A 16,638-nucleotide genomic window follows, 5' to 3' on the forward strand; every position below is an offset into this window, starting at 1 on the left:
AGTGGTACCCACATGCTTCTGTCCAGTAAGGTGCTTGAACTCGGTAAGGCGGGTGAAGCTGTGCTCGTTGGGGTAGTTGACTTGACCAACAGGCTGGAATTGCTCAATCTCTTCGTACATGAAGTCAAAGCGAAGGCTGCGGTAAGGCAGCTTGCCGTGCATGTAGTCGAAGAAGGCATCAATTGGGCCTGTGTAGACCATGCGCGCGTACTTGATGTCTTCAACGACCTCGCGGTAGTCCGTATTCAGTAAAACCTTGATGTTTTTGTGGCGCAGGATGTTTGCGAACATCGTTGTGTAGCCGTGCTTTGGCATGGCCTGATAGGTGTCCTGGAAGTATCTGTCGTCGCGGGATATGTACACCGGCACGCGGCCTGTGACGCTGGGGTCCAGCTCTTCTGGCTTGAGCTCCCACTGCTTCAGGGTGTAGCCATAAAAGATGTTCTTGTATATGTAATCTGCTAGGAAACGCAGGTCGCTGTCTTCAGCTTCCCTCATCTTGAGAATGGGAATTTTCACGCCAAATCCGTAGGTGTATATGAGCTTCTCCTCAAGGCGCTCAGCATACCTGGGGGGAAACAGGGCATAGAGGGAGTTGAGGTTGAAGGGTACAGGCACCAACCTGCCCTCCACGGAGGCGAGAACGCGGTGGTAGTAGGGCCTCCATTCTGTAAACTGCGAGAGGTAGTTCCAAACCTTTCGGCTGTTGGTGTGAAAAATGTGGGGGCCGTACTTGTGCACCAGTACCCCATGCTCGTCGTAGTAGTCGTAGGCGTTGCCCCCAATGTGGTCCCGCCGGTCCACAACCAGCACCTTCTGGTCTAACTGGGAAGCAATGCGCTCTGCCAGCACAGCGCCCGTAAAACCTGCGCCCACGACCAACCAGTCTACCTTCATGTCGGCTTCCTCCGCATCTGCCAAGGAGTCTTGCCAACCCACCAGAGGTATATGAACATGCTTGCGGTCACAAAAACCTCAACCAGCACCACAGCATAGGCCATACCGAAGTGAGCCAGGTGGGGAACTAGCCACAGGGCTAGCGCCAGGTTGAGCACCCCTGCACATAGAATCACGGCATTGAAGGGCCGGTCCAGCCCCAAGGCCAGCATCCACTGAATTCCTACCGCATTGCTCAGGGCGATCATGGGAATCAGAATGGACAGTATGCGCATGATCGGGACCGCATCCCCATAGGCGTCTCCCAGCACAAAGGGAACAATCCAGGGTGCCAGCCCAGCCACCGCAAAGGCACCCAGCACACCCCCACTGCCCATCAGCCACACCACCTGGCCCGACAGGCGAGCGGCCTTTTCAGGTGAGGCGTGCACCTGGTGGCTGAGCTTAGGGAAGAAGGTGCGGTTAATGGGATCGAGCAAGCCTAGGAAGGCCTTAGTCAACCGCTCGGCCCCAGCGTAGTAGGCCACCAGCTGGGGAGGGACGAAAAGCCCCAGTATGAACACGTTGCCTACCGTGTAGAGGCTGACCGCCGCGCGGAAGAAGAACATGCTCCAACCGCTACGAAGGGCCTGTATGCTCAGGCTTGCTGAGGGCCAGCGGAAACCTGCCTGGCGATAGGCCAGTCCCAGGGCTAGGCCGCTGGCGAACGCTGAGGCTAGGCCTTGGAACAGGAGCACCTTCCAGGCGTCGGCAGGGCTTCGCACCAGGGCGAGTATGAAAACGAGGGCCACCAGCTTGGCCCCTACCTCGAGCCCCGCCACGAACCTCAGGCGCTCGAGGCCCTGGAAAAACCAGACCGGGCTCAGCCCCAGCATGACTGCCCAGAACACCCCCGACCAAAAGAGCAGGGGGTTCTGGCTTAGGTGGGGCAGGAGAAAGGAGACCAGCCCACTCAGGGCCAGCGCGAGCAGGGCCAGCACCAGCTTGGCCCCCAGGACACCCGCCAGCAGCTCGGCTAGCTTTTCCTTGTGCTCGCGGTGGCGGGCCACCTCCCGCGTGGCCGAGAGGGCAAACCCGTACTCCACCAGAAGGGAGAGGTACTGGCTGTAGGACTGCACTATGGCCAAAAGCCCAAAGCTCTCCGGGCCCAGCACCCGCGCCAGGAAGGGCAGGGTGATGAGGGGGAGCAGGTAGTTGGCGAACTGCACCCCGTACAGCGCCAGCAGGTTTTGCGCAGTCTGACCCTGCAGCAGCTGGCCTAGGCGCAAGAGGTTCAACCTGTCTCCTCCAAGGGGTCGGCGTCCTGGGCTCGCCGCACCGCCTCCAAGGCCCCTTTCCCAGTCTGCTGGGCAAAAAGGACGGCCCGGGCATGCTTGCTGGCAGCCGACGGGGCAAGGCTGGCCTCCAGGTTGCCCCTGGCCTGGCGCAGCCAGCGCAGGGCCTTACGCTGCTGTTCTTCCATGCTCATGCACGAGTCAAGCCTCCTTCCTTCAGCACACCCTTCGGGAAGGGTCGGTGGCGGTGCCCCTCGGGTTTGGCCAGCGCCACCGGCCTGCAAGGCAACTCGCCCAGAGCCCACAGCATCTTGCCGATGCGCTCCGGGGCGGAGCGGCGGGGGGCCGCGCCCCAGGCATGGGAACCGAACACGCAGGCTCGATCTGCGTCTAAAAAGGCAAGGTGTTCGGGAATAGCCTGACCCCAGTCCACCTGCCGTATTCTACACGCCCCTAAGGACAGGGTCGGGTATATTTTGGGCCTTGGGAGGAGACATGCCCTTTGAGTTTGAACCCTTGGCGATTCCAGACGTGATCCTGGTCAAGGCCCGGGCTTTCCCCGATGAACGGGGCTTCTTTATGGAGACCTTCAAGCAGTCGGAGTTCGCGCGCGGGGGCATCCGGCGCAACTTCGTTCAGGACAACTTCTCCTATTCCCGCCGGGGCACCGTGCGGGGGCTCCACTACCAGATGAACCCCGCTGCCCAGGGTAAGCTGGTGGCCTGCTTGAGGGGGGAGATCTACGACGTAGCGGTGGACCTGCGCAAGGGCTCGCCCACCTATGGCCGCTGGGTGGCTGCCTTGCTGAGCGCCGAGAACCGGCGGATGCTCTGGGTACCGGAGGGCTTCGCCCACGGCTTCCAGGCCCTTACGGAAGGGGTGATGGTCTGGTACAAGGTGACCGCGGAGTACGACCCCGCCACCGAGCGGGGCCTCCGCTGGGACGACCCTGCCCTGGGCATCGAGTGGCCGCTGAGGCAGGAGGCCATCCTCTCGACCAAGGACGCGGTGTTGCCCACCCTGGCCGAACTTTCTGAGGCCGACAACAACTTTACCTATGGGGGGCACTTATGAAGACAGTGCTGGTCACGGGTGCTGGAGGGTACATCGGCAGTGTCCTCACGGAGCTGTTGCTGGGAGCGGGCTACCGGGTGCGGGCGCTGGACCGGTTCTTCTTCGGGCCGACCCTAGCCCATCTGCAGGAAAACCCCAACCTGGAGCTGGTTAGGGCCGATGTGCGGGACTTCGACCCGGGGGTGCTGGAGGGGGTGTGGGCGGTGCTCGACCTGGCTGCCCTTTCCAACGACCCCGCAGGGGAGCTCGACCCGGCCACCACCCTGGCCATTAACCACCAGGCCCGCGCGCGCATGGCCCGGCTGGCCAAGGAGCGTGGGGTTGAGCGCTATGTGCTGGCCTCCTCGTGCAGTGTGTACGGCTTCCAGGAGGGTCTTCTGGACGAGTCTTCACCCACCAACCCCCTCACCACCTACGCCGAGGCCAACCTGAGGGCCGAGCAGTCCAACCTGCCCCTGGCCGACGAGGGCTTTTGCGTGACCGCGCTGCGCCAGGCCACCGTGTACGGGCTTTCGCCCCGGATGCGCTTCGACCTGGCCATCAATGGCATGACGCTGGGGCTTTGGCGGGATGGCAAGATCCCCCTCCTGCGCGACGGCACCCAGTGGCGCCCCTTTGTGCATGTACGGGACACCTCGAGGGCCTTCCTGATGGTGCTGGAGGCCCCCAGGGAGAAGGTCAACGGCCAGGTCTTCAACGTGGGTTCGGACGAGCAGAACTACCAGATTCTGCCCCTGGCCCAGCAAATTGCCGAGGCCCTGGGCAAGCCCTTCGCCTTTGAGTGGTACGGCCTGCCCGACCACCGCTCGTACCGGGTGAGCTTTGCCAAGATAAGGAGCGCCCTGGGCTATGCTCCCCAGCTCACCCCGGCCGACGCGGCGCGGGAGATCGCCGCGGCTTTGGAGAGCGGGGCGGTGGTGCCCGACGACCGCACCATCACCCTCAAGTGGTACAGGAACCTGATGGAGTGGCAAAAAATCATCCGCGAGGTGGAGCTGGATGGGCGCATCCTCTAAGGTGGCGGTGATCGGGGCCCGGGGGCAGCTGGGGAGCGACCTGGTGCGGGTGCTCTCGGAGCGCTACGAGGTGGTGGGGTTCACCCATGAGGAGCTCGAGGTGGCCGATATGGCCTCGGTGGAGCGGGCCCTGGGTGGACGGGACTGGGCGGCCATCGTCAACACCGCGGCCTTTCACAGGGTGGAGGCCTGCGAGGCCGACCCAGAGCGCGCCTTCCGGGTGAACGCCCTGGGGGCCTTGAACGTGGCCCGGGTGGCCCGAGCTGCCGGGGCCAAGTGCGTCTACATCAGCACGGACTACGTTTTTGACGGGGCTAAGGGGGGGCCTTACCTCGAGTCGGACCCGCCCCGCCCGATCAACGTCTATGGGGCCTCCAAGCTGGCCGGAGAGCAGCTCTGCCTCATGACCCTGGACGACGCCCTGGTGCTCAGGATTTCCAGCGTGTTCGGCCGGGCAGGGGCCAGCGGCAAGGGGGGCAACTTCGTCGAGACCATCCTGCAAAAGGCCCGCGCAGGGGGGCCGTTGCGGGTGGTGGCCGACCAGTTCATGAGCCCAAGCTACACCCTGGATGTGGCCCGGCTCCTCATGGGGCTTTTGGAAAAGGACGTGCGCGGGGTGGTGCACGGGGCCAACCAGGGGGTCTGCTCCTGGCACGAGCTGGCCCAGGAGGCGGTGCGGCTGTGTGGCCTGGGGGTTGGGGTGGAGCCCATTCCCTCGAGCGCCTTTCCTTCCCCGGTGAAGCGACCCCCCTACTCAGCCCTCGCCAGCGAGCGGCTCGCCGCTCTGGGGCTGAAGACCCGCCCTTGGAGGGAGGCCCTTGGGGACTACCTTCGTGAGAAAGGGCACCTTGCGGGGTGAGGGGTGCGCGGCCTTTCCGTAGTGGTGGTGGGGCACAACGCCCGGGAGGTGCTGCTGGAGTGCCTGGCGCGGCTTCTGCGCCACTACCCCAGCGCCGAGGTGGTGGTGGTGGACTCAGGCTCCACCGATGGTAGCGCCGAGGCTGTGGCGGAGCGGTTTCCCCAGTACCGCCTCATCCGGGTGGAGAACCGGGGCTACCCGGCAGCGGTCAACCGGGGGCTTTCGGCGGTCGGCGGGGATTACCTGGTGCAGATGAACAGCGATGTGTACCTGGAGTCTGGTGACCTCGAGGCCCTGGTAGAGGCCGCCAGGGCCAACCCCCGGGCGGCTTTGGTGGGCCCCACCCTGGTCACCCCGGAGGGGCGTCCTCAGTCCTTTGGACCTCTATACGCCCCAAACTACTGGAACCTGCGGGCCCCCCGCCGGGTGGCCTGGATCTCCGGGGCCCTGACCCTGATGCCCCGCGCGGCCTACCAGGCCTTGGGGGGGATGGACGAGCGCTTCTTCTTCTACAACGACGACCTCGAGTGGTGCACCCGGGCCCGCCGCAGGGGCTGGCAGGTGCTCCTGGTGCCCCGCCGGGTGCTGCACCTGGGGGGCAGCTCCACCCCCCAAGACCCCCGCTTCCTGGCCGAGGGCTACCGGGGAGGGCTGCTGTATAGCCGCGACTACTACCCCGCGCTGCACGGCCTGCACCGGAAGGCGGTCTGGCTCGAGGCCCGCCTGCGCCTGTGGCTCGAGCCCAACCCCCTGCGGCGGCAGGGTTACCAGCTGGTCGCCCAGATGCTGCGGGAAGGCTCGCTGGACACCTCACCCCTTTTGCGAGAGCAGGCGCAACAACCTGGGGGAGGAGGCTAAAGCCGCACCCGGCTCCGGTCGCCCAGCACCAGCTGAAGGGTGTGGCGGCGGGCGGTGCCCCTGCCGTCCACCACCACCCCCTGGCCCAGCACGCTGCTGTCAAGGCGATAGGGCAGATGGTAGACCTGGGCCTCGTCCATCAAGATGGAATACTCCACCTCGCTGGCCACCACCTGGGCCCCCCTGCCAATGGCGGTGTAGGGGCCGATGAAGCTGTCCTCAACCAGGGCCTCTGCGCCGATGTAGGCTGGTCCGCGCACGGTGCTGCGGGCAATCTTGGCCCCTGGTTCCACCACCACCTCCCCCACCACCTGCGCCTCCAGGAGCTCACCCTCAATGCGCCGCACAACCTGGGATAGGGCCAACCGGTTGGCGTCCAGCAGGTCTTCGGGCTTGCCGGTGTCCTTCCACCAGCCCCGCACCTGGTGGGCCACCACCCGCTGGCCGCGGTCCACCAGCCCCTGGATGGCCTCGGTGATCTCGTACTCTCCGCGCCCGCTGGGCCTCAGCCCTTCGATGATGGAGTGGATGGCCGGGCTGAAGAGGTAGACCCCTACCAGGGCCAGGTTGGAGGGGGGGTCCTTGGGCTTTTCCACCAGGCGCACCACCTGGCCTTTCCCGTCCAGCACCACCACCCCGAAGGCCCGGGGGTCGTCCACCGGGCAGAGGAGGACGATGGCCGCGGGGCTGCTCTCTCGGTACTCCGCCACCAGGTGGCGGATACCACCAGAGAGCAGGTTGTCGCCCAGGTAGAGCACGAAGGGATTCTCCCCCAGGAAAGGCCGGGCCACCTTGACCGCGTGGGCGATGCCCAGAGGTGCTTCCTGCACAATGAAGGTAAGGCGCACCCCCCAGCGGGAGCCATCCCCAAGCGCTGAGCGCACCTCGTCCCCGGTTTCAGGGCTCAGCACCACCCCGATGTCCTGTATGCCGGCCGCCACCAGGTCCTCTATGGCGTAGAACAGGTTGGGCTTTCCGGCGATGGGGATGAGCTGTTTGGCCCGGGTGTGGGTGAGGGGGCGCAGGCGGGTGCCCTTGCCCCCGGAGAGGACCAGTCCCTTGAGTTCCATAGCCGGCTTAGTTTACCAAGGTGGTGTAAAATCCGGGGAAGCGGTGGTAGGTTCGTCAGGAGGGTTTTTATGGTGCAGCCTAGAGACGATGCCCGTTTTTCCCTGGAAAAGACCCCGCCCAGTTTCTCCCTATTTGGCGAGCCCACCGAGGGGTTGAGGCGGGTGGCCCAGGAGCTACCCCAGGCGCTTCAGGCTAAAGGCTACCGGCCAGCGCCCGCCGAGGAGACCCCTCGAGCGGTGCTGAACTTCATCCGAGCCGATAAGCCCACCCCCTACCGGCGCAGAGCCCAGGGAACCATGGTGGTCTCCTTCCTGGAACTGCCCGAGGTTCCCCAAGACCCCATCGCTGCGTTGTACAGCTACCTGGTGCGGGCCCTTTCCAACATGCTGGTGGTCTATGTGCCGGGGCGGGGGGCCTATTTCCTGACCTTGGAGCTTGGCCAGTACCACGAGCCCGAGGGCCCCGGCTTCATCGAGCGGTTGGCCGAGCGCATCCACCCGGTTGCCTCCTCGGTTCTGGTGGTGCACAACCGCTTTGAGCCCGACCTCGAGCCCGAGCTTTGGCAGGGCGATGAGCTCACCGAAAGCCTAAGCGCGGCTGGCCGCCGCCTGGCGGAGTGGGACCTGCTCCCTGCGGCCTTCCCCATAGAGGAGATCTTGCCGCCCGAGGACCTGCGGCACGTCAAGCGCCTCTACGGCATCGGGGGCCTCTCCTACGGCAACCTCTCGGTGCGCAAGGACGAGCGGCGCTTCTGGATGTCGGCGAGCGGGGTGGACAAGGCCAACCTGCGCGAGATTGGTCGGGATATCCTCCTGGTTACCGACTACGACCCCTTGGAGAACGCCATGCGCCTCTCGGTACCGCCCCATGTGGAGCCCCGCCGGGTGAGCGTGGACGCCATTGAGCACTGGATGATCTACCGCGAGCACCCCCAGGTGGGGGCCATCATCCACGTGCACGCTTGGATGGAGAACGTTCCCTCCACCCAGTTCAACTACCCCTGCGGCACCTACGAGCTGGCCAGCGCGGTGGCCGAAAAGGTGCGGGAAGCCCCTGACCCCAGCCGCGCGGTGGTGGGTCTCAAGAACCATGGCCTGACCATTACCGGGCGCAGCCTGGAGGATATCCTGGAGCGTATCCAGGGGCGGCTTTTGCGCCAGGTACCCATGAGCTAGGCCTTCTGGCTGTTCCAGAGAGCCGGCGGGTTGGGGGCGGAGGTTTTTTCCAGGCCTATCGGTTACCCTAAGGGTATGTCTAGGTTTCCTGTGCTGCCGCTTTTGGTGGGTCTGGCCCTCCTGCTGGCTGGGCTTTTGGGCCTGTACGCCCTCTGGCCGGGCTTGAGGGAGGGCTTGGAGGGAGTTTACCGCCTTTTGAGCAGGGGAAACCTCGAGGAGATCCGGGCCTGGGTAGCCAGCCTGGGCTGGGTCGGTCCTCTGGCCATCCTCCTGCTGATGATCGCCCAGACCCTGGTTTCGGTGGTGCCCATGACCCTGGTGATGCTGGTCTCGGTGCTGGCCTTCGGACCGGTTCTGGGCGGGGTGCTGGGTTGGACGGGGGCAGTGGTGGCGGCCATGGTGGGCTATGGCTTGGCCCGGCTTTTGGGGCCGGTGGTGGTGGACCGCTTTGTGAGCGAGCCGATTCGCCGCAAGGTGGAGGCCCATGTGGAGCGGTATGGGCCCTGGGCCATCGTGGCCCTGCGCTTTTCCTTGGTGGTGCCCACCGATAGCGTGAACTTTGTGGCCGGGCTGGTGCGGATGCACCCCCTGAAATTCCTTCTGGCCACCGCGCTGGGGGCTGCCCCGGTGGCGGTGGTGGTGGCCTGGCTCGGCTCGGACTTTACCCGGCTGGGGCCTTTCCTCCTGGTGGCAGGGTTGCTCGGCCTGCTGGGGCTAGCAGCTTGGGTCATCTACGACCGGAGAAGAGCCCGCCAGGGCTCATCCCAGCAGGGCCTCCATGCCCTCCACCGCACCCATGCGCAAGGCGCAGTCGGCCAGCCGGCTGAGGGGGGTGGGCTCGGGGTTGATCTCGATGAGGTAGGCCCCGCTCAGGTGGGCGATGCGCCCCAGGCTGGCCGCAGGCTCCACCTCGGCGCTGGTGCCGATGACGAGGGCCACCTCGGCCTGGGCAAAGGCCCGCTCCGCCCGCTCGAAGGCCCCAGGAGGTAGGAGCTCGCCGAACCAGACCACGTCCGGCCGGCCCCGGGAGCCGCAGGCCGGGCAGGTGGGCGGGGGGGTAAAGTGGGCCGGGTCGGGCAGGGGGAAGCGCTTTTGACAGGCCTCGCAGCGTCCCCGGGTGATGTTGCCGTGAAGCTCTACCAGCCGCTTTGACCCGGCCCTGGCGTGCAGCCCATCCACGTTTTGGGTCACCAGCAGAAAGCCCTCCCCTTTTTCCCGCTCTAGCTCGGCCAGCAAAGCGTGGGCCCGGTTGGGCTGGGCTTGCATCACGTTCTTGTAGCGCCCGGCGTACCACGCCCAGACCTTCTCGGGGTTTCGCGCGTAGGCCTGAGGGGTGGCGTACTCCTCGGGGTCAAAGTCCTTCCAGAGCCCCGTGGCGTCGCGGAAGGTGGGGATGCCGGAGGGTTTGGAGATGCCCGCCCCGGTCAGCACAGCCACCCGTTGGGCGCTTTTGAGGCGGGCTCGAGCCGTATGCAGGGTATCCACAGCAGAAGTGTACACGCCCGAGGGCCGTAGAATACACACCGGAGGTTCTATGCGCCTTTTTACCCCTGAGGCCATGCGCGAGGCCGACCGGAGGGCGGTGGCCCTGGGCCACCCCAGCCTGCTCCTGATGGAGGCGGCCGGGCGGGGGGTGGCTGGCTGGCTTTTGCGGTGGTTTTCTGAGAAGGTGGTGGTGCTGGCGGGGAAGGGCAACAACGGGGGGGATGGGCTGGTGGCGGCCCGTTGGCTGGCCCACTGGGGCCGGGCGGTGGAGGTGTACGCCCCCGAGGGGCAGGAAGGGGACGCAGGGGTGGCCCGGCGGGCTCTGGAGGCCCACGGCCTTGAGGTGCGCCCCCTGTCGGACTGGCGGCCCGAGGCCCGGACGGTGGTGGTGGACGCGCTGTTTGGCACCGGGCTAAGGGGGCCGCTGGAGGGGCCCTACGCGGTGCTGGTGGAGCGCCTGAACGCTTCGGGGCTGCCGGTGGTCTCGGTGGACCTTCCCTCAGGCCTGCCCTATGCGCCCCATGTGCGGGCCCACCTGACCGTGGCCCTGGCTGGCCTGAAGCACGAGCACCTTTTCTACCCCCACCGCGCAGCCTGTGGTCGCATTGTGCTAGAGCCCCTCGGAATGCCCAGGGCGGCGCTAGAGGATCCCAGCCTCCCGGAGGTTCTGCACCACGGGCTCATGCGCACCCTGCTCCCAAGACGGCCAGGCGACGCCCACAAAGGCTCGGTAGGGCGGGTGCTGGTGGCGGGCGGGCACCGCAACTACACGGGCGCTCCCAGCCTGGCTGCGCTGGGAGCCTACCGGGCTGGGGCGGGCCTGGTCACGGTGGCCTACCCGGAGGGTTGTGAGGTGCGCCCACCCCTGGAGGCGGTGCGGCTTCCCTTGGCTGGATGGAGCGCCGCGGGCCTCCAGGGGGTTAGGGCCGAGGCGGCGGCGGTGGGAATGGGGGCCGGGGAGGGGGGGGTGGAGGCTGCGCTGGCGGTTTTGGGTTTGGGCTGTCCTGCCGTGCTGGATGCCGACGCCCTTCAGCCCCGGGTCTTACAGGCCTACCTCGAGGCGGGGGTCCCGGCGGTGCTCACCCCCCACCCCGGCGAAGCCGGCCGCCTTCTGGGGTGGGCCAGCTCGGAGGTGGCACGGCGGCCCCTCGAGGCGGCCCGGCTGCTGGCCGAGCGCTACCCCAGCCTGGTGGTGGTGCTCAAAGGGGGGCCTACGGTGCTGGCCTGGGTTCCCGAGAAGGGGGCCGTCCGCCAGGCGGTCAACCCCACCGGCAACCCGGCCATGGCGACCGGGGGGATGGGGGATGTGCTGGCGGGCGTCATAGCGGCCTTCCTGGCGGCAGGTCTGCCGGCCTGGGATGCGGCCCGGCTGGGGGTGTACCTGCACGGGATGGCCGGCGACGCGGTGGGTCGGGTGGGCCTGCTGGCCCACGAGGTGGCCGACGCGCTGCCGGAGGCGGCGGCCCGGCTGCGCACGGGAAGGGTTGCGGATTTCTGGGAGGCCGGGGCGTGGGCTAGACCGGGCTCGAGGAGAACTGCCGCCGGTTTTCCGGCCAGAAGAGCCAGATAAGCCCAAGGATGGGCTGGACCAGCGGCAGGAAGCCGTAATCTATCCCAAAGCCGTGCCAGACCGTGCGGCCGATGAACTCGGGCATGAGAACGCTCAGCGTGCCTACCGTAAGCACCCCAGCCAGCTCAAAGGAAAGGGCGGCCACCGAGACCTTCCAAGCCCAGGGTTTGCGCACCACGAAGGCCACTGTGGCTACCAGGTAGACGCTGGCTGCCACCGCCGATAGGGCCGGGGGAAAGTAGTCCGTGACGCCGGGTTTGAAGAAGAGCTGGTAGACGGAGCGGGCCCCAGCGGAGAGGGCCAGAAGGGGGTAGGATACGGCCAGAATCTGGCCGATGGCCCGGATGAGGTTGGGGGAGAGTGGCGCAGGCATGGCTAGCGGCTGTAGTTGGGGGCTTCTTTGGTGATCAGTACCCCGTGGGGGTGGCTTTCTGTTAGCCCAGCTCCGGTGATCCGGGTGAAGCGGGTTTCCCGGCGGAAGCGCTCCAGATCGGGGGTGCCGCAGTAGCCCATAGCAGCCCGTAGCCCGCCCACCACCTGATAGATTACGTCGGCTACGGGCCCCTTGTAGGGTACCATCCCCTCGATGCCCTCAGGTACTAGCTTCTTGGCCTCTACCGGACCGCTGCCCCTGCCGCTTTCCTGAAAGTAGCGGTCGGCCGAGCCTTGCCGCATGGCCCCGATGCTGCCCATGCCGCGGTAGAGCTTGTACCGCCGCCCATCCTTCAGAACCTCTTCGCCTGGGGCCTCCTGGGTGCCGGCCAGCAAGGAGCCTAGCATCACCGTATGGGCCCCTGCGGCCAGGGCTTTGGCCACGTCGCCGGAGTACTTGATACCTCCGTCTGCCACCACCGGAACGTCTAGGCCCTCCAGGCCACGGACCGCCTCCAGGATGGCGGTGATTTGCGGAACCCCCACCCCTGTAACCACCCGGGTGGTGCAGATGGAGCCTGGGCCGATGCCCACCTTGACCGCGTCCGCCCCAGCCTCGGCCAAGGCCCGCGCCCCTTCAGCGGTGGCCACGTTTCCGGCGATGACCTGAACCCGGTCGCCGTAGGTTTGCTTGAGGAGCCGGAGCGCCTCCAGAACCCCTTTGCTGTGCCCATGGGCGCTGTCCAGCACCAGCACGTCTGCCCCAGCCTCCACCAGGGCCTGGGCGCGGGCCTCAAGGTCCTTGGCTATCCCCACTGCGGCCCCCACCAGTAGCCGCCCTTGGGCGTCCTTGGCGGCGAAGGGGAATTTCTGCCGCTTGGTCAGGTCCTTCAGGGTGAGCAGGCCCCTGAGCCGCCCCTCGTGGTCCACCAAGGGTAGCTTCTCAATCTTGTGCTGGCGCAGAAGGGCCTCGGCCTCTTCCAGAATGGTTCCAGGGGGTGCGGTGATGAGCCGCTCCACTGGGGTCATCACCTCTGTGACCACCCGGCTCATGTCCCGCTCAAAGCGGATGTCGCGGTTGGTGACCAAACCCAGGAGCTTGCCGTACAGGTCCACCACCGGCAGCCCGCCGATTTTGAACTCGCGCATGAGCCGCTCGGCGTCTTCCAGGGTGGCGTTGGGGGCTAAGGTGACGGGGTCTTGGATCATTCCCGCCTCGCTGCGCTTGACCTTGCGCACCTGGGCGGCCTGCTCCTCGATGCTCAGGTTCTTGTGCACGATTCCGAGGCCCCCCTCGCGGGCTATGGCAATGGCCATCTCGGCCTCGGTAACGGTGTCCATGGCCGCGGAGAGGATGGGGATGTTGAGCCAGAGCTTCCGGGTTACCCGGGTGCGGGTGTCCACCTCACGGGGCAGCACCTCGGAGTAGGCTGGGATGAGCAGCACGTCGTCGAAGGTAAGCCCCTCTTGCAGGACCTTTTCGGTTTTGCGGCGGGTCTGGGGTTCCTCCAGCATATTCCCTGCAGTATAGCAGCCGCATGCGGACAGGGGGTGGGTTCCCACCCAAGGGTTAGCGCAGGGCTGCCTCTTTGGGCCTGGGGCTTTCCCCTAAGGCGTTCTCCCCGGTGAGCTCCCGGCCCAGGATAAGGGTGTGGATGTCGTGGGTGCCCTCGTAGGTGTCCACGGTTTCCAGGTTCAGCATGTGCCGGATGCTGTGGTACTCCAGGGTGATGCCGCTACCCCCCAGGATCTCTCGAGCGGCGCGGGCGCCGTTTAGGGCTGCCCTCACGTTGTCGCGCTTGGCCAGGGAAACCTGGGCCGGCGTGAGCTTTCCTTGGTCCTTGAGCTGGGCCAGCCGCCAGGCCAGCAGAAGCCCCTTGGTGTGGTCAGCGGCCATGCGCACTAGCTTTTCCTGCACAAGCTGCCGGCGGGCGATGGGGGCGCCGAAGGTGCTCCGGCTCTTCGCAAACGCCAAAGCCTCGGTGTAGACCGCCTCCAGGGCCCCCAGGGCACCCCAGGCGATGCCGAAGCGAGCCTGGGTCAGGCAGGAGAGGGGTCCTTTAAGCCCCTTGACCCCCGGCAGAAGGGCGCTTTTGGGAACGCGCACCTCCTCCAAGACCAGCTCGCTGGTCACGGAGGCCCGGAGGCTGGCTTTGTGCTGAATTTTGTTGGCGCGAAACCCCCTGCTTTCGGTGGGAACGATAAACCCCCGCACCTCCCCCTCCTCGTCCTTGGCCCAGATGATGGCGATGTGGGCCAGGTTGCCGTTGGTGATCCACATCTTGGAGCCGTTTAGGACGTAGTCGTCTCCGTCGCGGCGGGCCCGGGTCTTCATGTTGGAGTCGGGGTCGCTTCCACCGTCGGCTTCGGTAAGGCCGAAGCAGCCCACCAGCTCACCGCGGGCTAGCTTGGGGAGGTAGAGGCGCTTCTGCTCCTCTGAGCCATAGGCCCAGATGGGGTACATCACCAAGGAGCTTTGCACGCTGCAGAAGCTGCGCAGTCCGGAGTCAACCCGCTCCAGTTCGTAGCTCACCACCCCGTAGGTGGCCGCGCTGGCCCCCAGGCCGCCGTACTCGGCGGGGAGGTTCGGGCCTAGGAAGCCCATCTCGCCGAACTTGCGGATGAGGTGGGTGGGGAATTCGGCCTCTTCCCACCACTTGGCGATGTGGGGTAGGGCCTCAGCCTCCAGAAACCTGCGGGCGGCTCGCTGGACCTCGCGCTCCTCAGGGGAAAGCAGCTCGCTCACCTGGTAGAAGTCAAACATGGCGGACCTCTGAGGTGATTGTACTAAAACCCACCCTGTGCGTTTGCACCTTTGGGAGCGGTTTCCTGGGATAAGCTGGCCCCATGCGCGTTTTGTTTGTAGGCGACGTCTTTGGTGAGCCAGGTCTCCGGGCGGTAGCGCTCCGTCTGCCCGACCTGCGGCCGCACTACGATGTGGTCATCGTGAACGGCGAGAACGCCCACCACGGCAAGGGTCTTTCCCGCTCGGCTTACCGGAGGCTGCGCGAGGCCGGGGCTGACCTGGTGACCCTGGGAAACCACGCCTGGGACCACAAGGACGTCTACGAGCTTATCCAGACCGAGCCGATTCTTCGGGCGCTGAACTACCCTCCGGGTACCCCAGGGCGGGGGCACTGGGTGCTGGAGGTGGGGGGGGAGCGGCTTCTGGTGATGCAGGTGATGGGGCAGGTGGAGATGGGCCTGAGCCTCTACGACCCCTTCCGCACCACCGAGGTCCTCCTGCAGCAGGTACCCTACGACTATGCCCTCCTCGAGGTGCACGCCGAGGCCACCAGCGAGAAGTACGCCTTGGGGCATTACTTTGATGGGCGGATCTCCGCCCTTCTGGGCACCCACACCCACGTGCCTACCGCCGACGCCGGCTTTCTGCCCCGGGGCACCGCTTTCCAGTGCGATGTGGGCATGACCGGACCCATCCATTCCATCATTGGGGGCGAAGTGGAAAGCTTTCTGGAGCGCTTCCTCACCCAGCGCCCCACCCCCTTCAAAGCTGCCCGGGGCCGGGCCGTCCTGTGCGCCACGGAGCTGGTGCTGGAGGGAGGGCGGTGTACCCGCATTCAGCCGTTGCGCTGGGAGGAGCCGGCGTAGCGGTACACTGTCCCCTGTGAACCTCAACCACTACCCCTACCCTTCCCGCCGGAACGTGCTGGTGGGTCGGCGCGGCGCGGTGGCCACCAGCCAGCCCCAGGCCGCCCTGGCCGGAATGGAGATGCTCTTGCAGGGAGGCAGCGCGGTGGACGCGGCGGTGGCTATGGCCATCGCCCTGACGGTGCTCGAGCCCACCTCCAACGGCATCGGTTCGGATGCTTTTGCGCTGGTACACGACGGGAGGAGGTTGCATGGTCTGTGCGCCAATGGGGCGAGCCCCAGCGGGCTCTCCTACCAGACTTTTTCCGCTGGGGGCACGGTGCCAACCCGGGGCTGGTCTACGGTCACGGTGCCCGGAGCCCCGGCGGCCTGGCGGGCCCTGCACGAGCGGTTTGGCCGCCTGCCCTTTGAAGCCCTGTTCGCCCCGGCCCTGCGCTACGCCCGGGAAGGCTTTGCCGTGACCCCCGAGGTGGCCCGGGGTTGGGCGCGCGCGGAGATGGTCTACGGGCCTTTGGCGGAGGCCTGCTACCAGCCCTTCAAGCGGGTCTTCTTCCCCGGGGGGCGGGCCCCTCGGCCTGGGGAGGTCTGGCGGAGCCCCCAGCACGCCGAGACCCTGCTCGAGCTTGCCCGGACCGGGTGCGAGAGCTTCTACACGGGGCGGTTGGCCCAGCGGATGGCGGAGTTTTCCGCAGACACCGGCGGTTGCCTGAGCCTTGCCGACCTGGCGGGCTTTCGGGTGGAGTGGGTGGAGCCCCTTTCCGTCCACTACCGGGGTCTGGAGGTACACCAGATTCCCCCGCCCACCCAGGGCCTGGCTGCGCTGATGGCTTTGGGAATTCTGGAAGGGCTGGAGCTGGGCCGCCACCCGCGGGACTCGGCGGAGGGCTTCCATCTGCAGATTGAGGCCATGAAGCTGGCCCTCGCCGAGGTGCGGGCCCAGGTGGCCGACCCCCGCCACATGACCACTTCGGCCACCGAGCTCCTCCATCCAGCCCACCTGGCCCGGCTCCGCGCCCGGCTGGGGGAGCAGGCCCTGGAGGGGGAGGCTGGGGGTCCCCAGGGGGGCACGGTCTACCTGGCCGCGGCGGATGGGGAGCTGTGGGTTTCCTTCATCCAATCCAACTACATGGGCTTTGGCTCGGGGATTCTGGTGGAGGGGACGGGTATCGCCCTGCAAAACCGAGGGGCGGGGTTTGTGCTGCAGGAAGGCCACCCCAACCGCTACGCCCCGGGCAAGAAACCCTTCCACACCATTATTCCGGGCTTCCTCACCCAGGAAGGGCGGCCTTTGGGCCCCTTCGGGGTGATGGGGGGGCCGATGCAGCCCCAGGGGCACCTGCAGGTGGTGGTCAACCTGGCCGACTACGGGCTGAAC

16 protein-coding genes and 1 pseudogene are annotated in these 16,638 nt (G+C 66.5%); 9 read left to right on the forward strand and 8 right to left on the reverse strand.

What is annotated here, in order from left to right:
* The 3 genes from glf to NZ849_RS08775 form a co-directional block, all read right to left on the reverse strand.
* On the reverse strand, positions 1-897 hold an 897-nt coding region (glf, locus tag NZ849_RS08765; RefSeq protein WP_295406202.1), incomplete at its 3' end, for a UDP-galactopyranose mutase.
* Positions 894-2,174 (reverse strand): flippase, encoded by a 1,281-nt coding sequence (locus NZ849_RS08770; protein WP_295406204.1) that lies wholly within the window; start codon positions 2,172-2,174, stop codon positions 894-896. The genes NZ849_RS08770 and glf, both read right to left, overlap by 4 nt.
* A complete protein-coding gene (locus tag NZ849_RS08775; protein WP_295406206.1) occupies positions 2,171-2,365 on the reverse strand; it encodes a hypothetical protein in 195 nt (64 codons plus the stop codon). Before NZ849_RS08775 ends, NZ849_RS08770 begins: the two co-directional genes overlap by 4 nt.
* A 301-nt stretch (positions 2,366-2,666) precedes the next feature.
* Between NZ849_RS08775 and rfbC the strand changes: the two genes are divergently transcribed.
* The 4 genes from rfbC to NZ849_RS08795 are packed head-to-tail and all read left to right on the forward strand — an operon-like array spanning position 2,667 to position 5,978.
* Positions 2,667-3,245 (forward strand): dTDP-4-dehydrorhamnose 3,5-epimerase, encoded by a 579-nt coding sequence (gene rfbC, locus NZ849_RS08780; protein ID WP_295406208.1) that lies wholly within the window; start codon positions 2,667-2,669, stop codon positions 3,243-3,245.
* Positions 3,242-4,261 carry an NAD(P)-dependent oxidoreductase gene (locus NZ849_RS08785; protein WP_295406211.1) on the forward strand — a complete coding sequence of 340 codons (1,020 nt, stop codon included), beginning with the start codon at positions 3,242-3,244 and terminating at the stop codon, positions 4,259-4,261. The genes rfbC and NZ849_RS08785 overlap by 4 nt, the downstream gene beginning before the upstream one ends.
* A gap of 1 nt (position 4,262) precedes the next feature.
* A complete protein-coding gene (gene rfbD / locus NZ849_RS08790) occupies positions 4,263-5,120 on the forward strand; it encodes a dTDP-4-dehydrorhamnose reductase (protein WP_295406213.1) in 858 nt (285 codons plus the stop codon).
* Positions 5,121-5,123: 3 nt separating this feature from the next.
* Positions 5,124-5,978, forward strand: coding sequence for a glycosyltransferase family 2 protein (locus NZ849_RS08795; RefSeq protein WP_295406216.1), 855 nt, complete (start codon positions 5,124-5,126; stop codon positions 5,976-5,978).
* Here the strand turns inward: NZ849_RS08795 and NZ849_RS08800 are convergent.
* Positions 5,975-7,048, reverse strand: a complete 1,074-nt coding sequence (locus NZ849_RS08800) for a glucose-1-phosphate thymidylyltransferase (protein ID WP_295406218.1) — start codon at positions 7,046-7,048, stop codon at positions 5,975-5,977. The two genes, NZ849_RS08795 and NZ849_RS08800, sit on opposite strands and share 4 nt — an antisense overlap.
* A gap of 69 nt (positions 7,049-7,117) precedes the next feature.
* Here NZ849_RS08800 and NZ849_RS08805 point away from each other — a divergent pair, with 69 nt between their 5' ends.
* Positions 7,118-8,224 (forward strand): class II aldolase/adducin family protein, encoded by a 1,107-nt coding sequence (locus NZ849_RS08805; protein WP_295406220.1) that lies wholly within the window; start codon positions 7,118-7,120, stop codon positions 8,222-8,224.
* Between the two features lie 309 nt (positions 8,225-8,533).
* A pseudogene (locus tag NZ849_RS08810) lies at positions 8,534-8,869 on the forward strand (TVP38/TMEM64 family protein); the annotation flags it as partial.
* 114 nt (positions 8,870-8,983) lie between these two features.
* On the opposite strand, the gene NZ849_RS08815 reads toward NZ849_RS08810, so the two are convergent.
* On the reverse strand, positions 8,984-9,709 hold the full coding sequence (locus NZ849_RS08815) for an NAD-dependent deacylase (protein ID WP_295406222.1): 726 nt from the start codon (positions 9,707-9,709) through the stop codon (positions 8,984-8,986).
* A 49-nt stretch (positions 9,710-9,758) separates the two neighbouring features.
* On the opposite strand from NZ849_RS08815, the gene NZ849_RS08820 reads away from it, so the two are divergent.
* On the forward strand, positions 9,759-11,279 hold the full coding sequence (locus tag NZ849_RS08820; RefSeq protein ID WP_295406224.1) for an NAD(P)H-hydrate dehydratase: 1,521 nt from the start codon (positions 9,759-9,761) through the stop codon (positions 11,277-11,279).
* Here the strand turns inward: NZ849_RS08820 and NZ849_RS08825 are convergent.
* From NZ849_RS08825 to NZ849_RS08835, 3 genes are read right to left on the reverse strand one after another with little or no spacing between them, the layout of a single operon-like run.
* Positions 11,224-11,652, reverse strand: a complete 429-nt coding sequence (locus NZ849_RS08825; RefSeq protein WP_295406226.1) for a hypothetical protein — start codon at positions 11,650-11,652, stop codon at positions 11,224-11,226. The genes NZ849_RS08820 and NZ849_RS08825 overlap by 56 nt on opposite strands.
* A 2-nt stretch (positions 11,653-11,654) precedes the next feature.
* Positions 11,655-13,166: an IMP dehydrogenase gene (guaB, locus tag NZ849_RS08830; RefSeq protein WP_295406229.1), complete on the reverse strand. Its 1,512-nt coding sequence runs from the start codon at positions 13,164-13,166 to the stop codon at positions 11,655-11,657.
* Positions 13,167-13,221: 55 nt separating this feature from the next.
* A complete protein-coding gene (locus tag NZ849_RS08835; protein ID WP_295406232.1) occupies positions 13,222-14,415 on the reverse strand; it encodes an acyl-CoA dehydrogenase family protein in 1,194 nt (397 codons plus the stop codon).
* An 83-nt stretch (positions 14,416-14,498) separates the two neighbouring features.
* Between NZ849_RS08835 and NZ849_RS08840 the strand changes: the two genes are divergently transcribed.
* Both NZ849_RS08840 and NZ849_RS08845 read left to right on the forward strand, forming a co-directional pair.
* Positions 14,499-15,263, forward strand: coding sequence for a TIGR00282 family metallophosphoesterase (locus tag NZ849_RS08840; RefSeq protein WP_295406234.1), 765 nt, complete (start codon positions 14,499-14,501; stop codon positions 15,261-15,263).
* A 16-nt stretch (positions 15,264-15,279) separates the two neighbouring features.
* Positions 15,280-16,638 (forward strand): gamma-glutamyltransferase family protein (locus NZ849_RS08845; protein WP_295406237.1); only part of this gene is annotated, 1,359 nt, incomplete at its 3' end.

Source organism: Meiothermus sp. (genome assembly GCF_025060375.1).
GTDB lineage: Bacteria > Deinococcota > Deinococci > Deinococcales > Thermaceae > Meiothermus.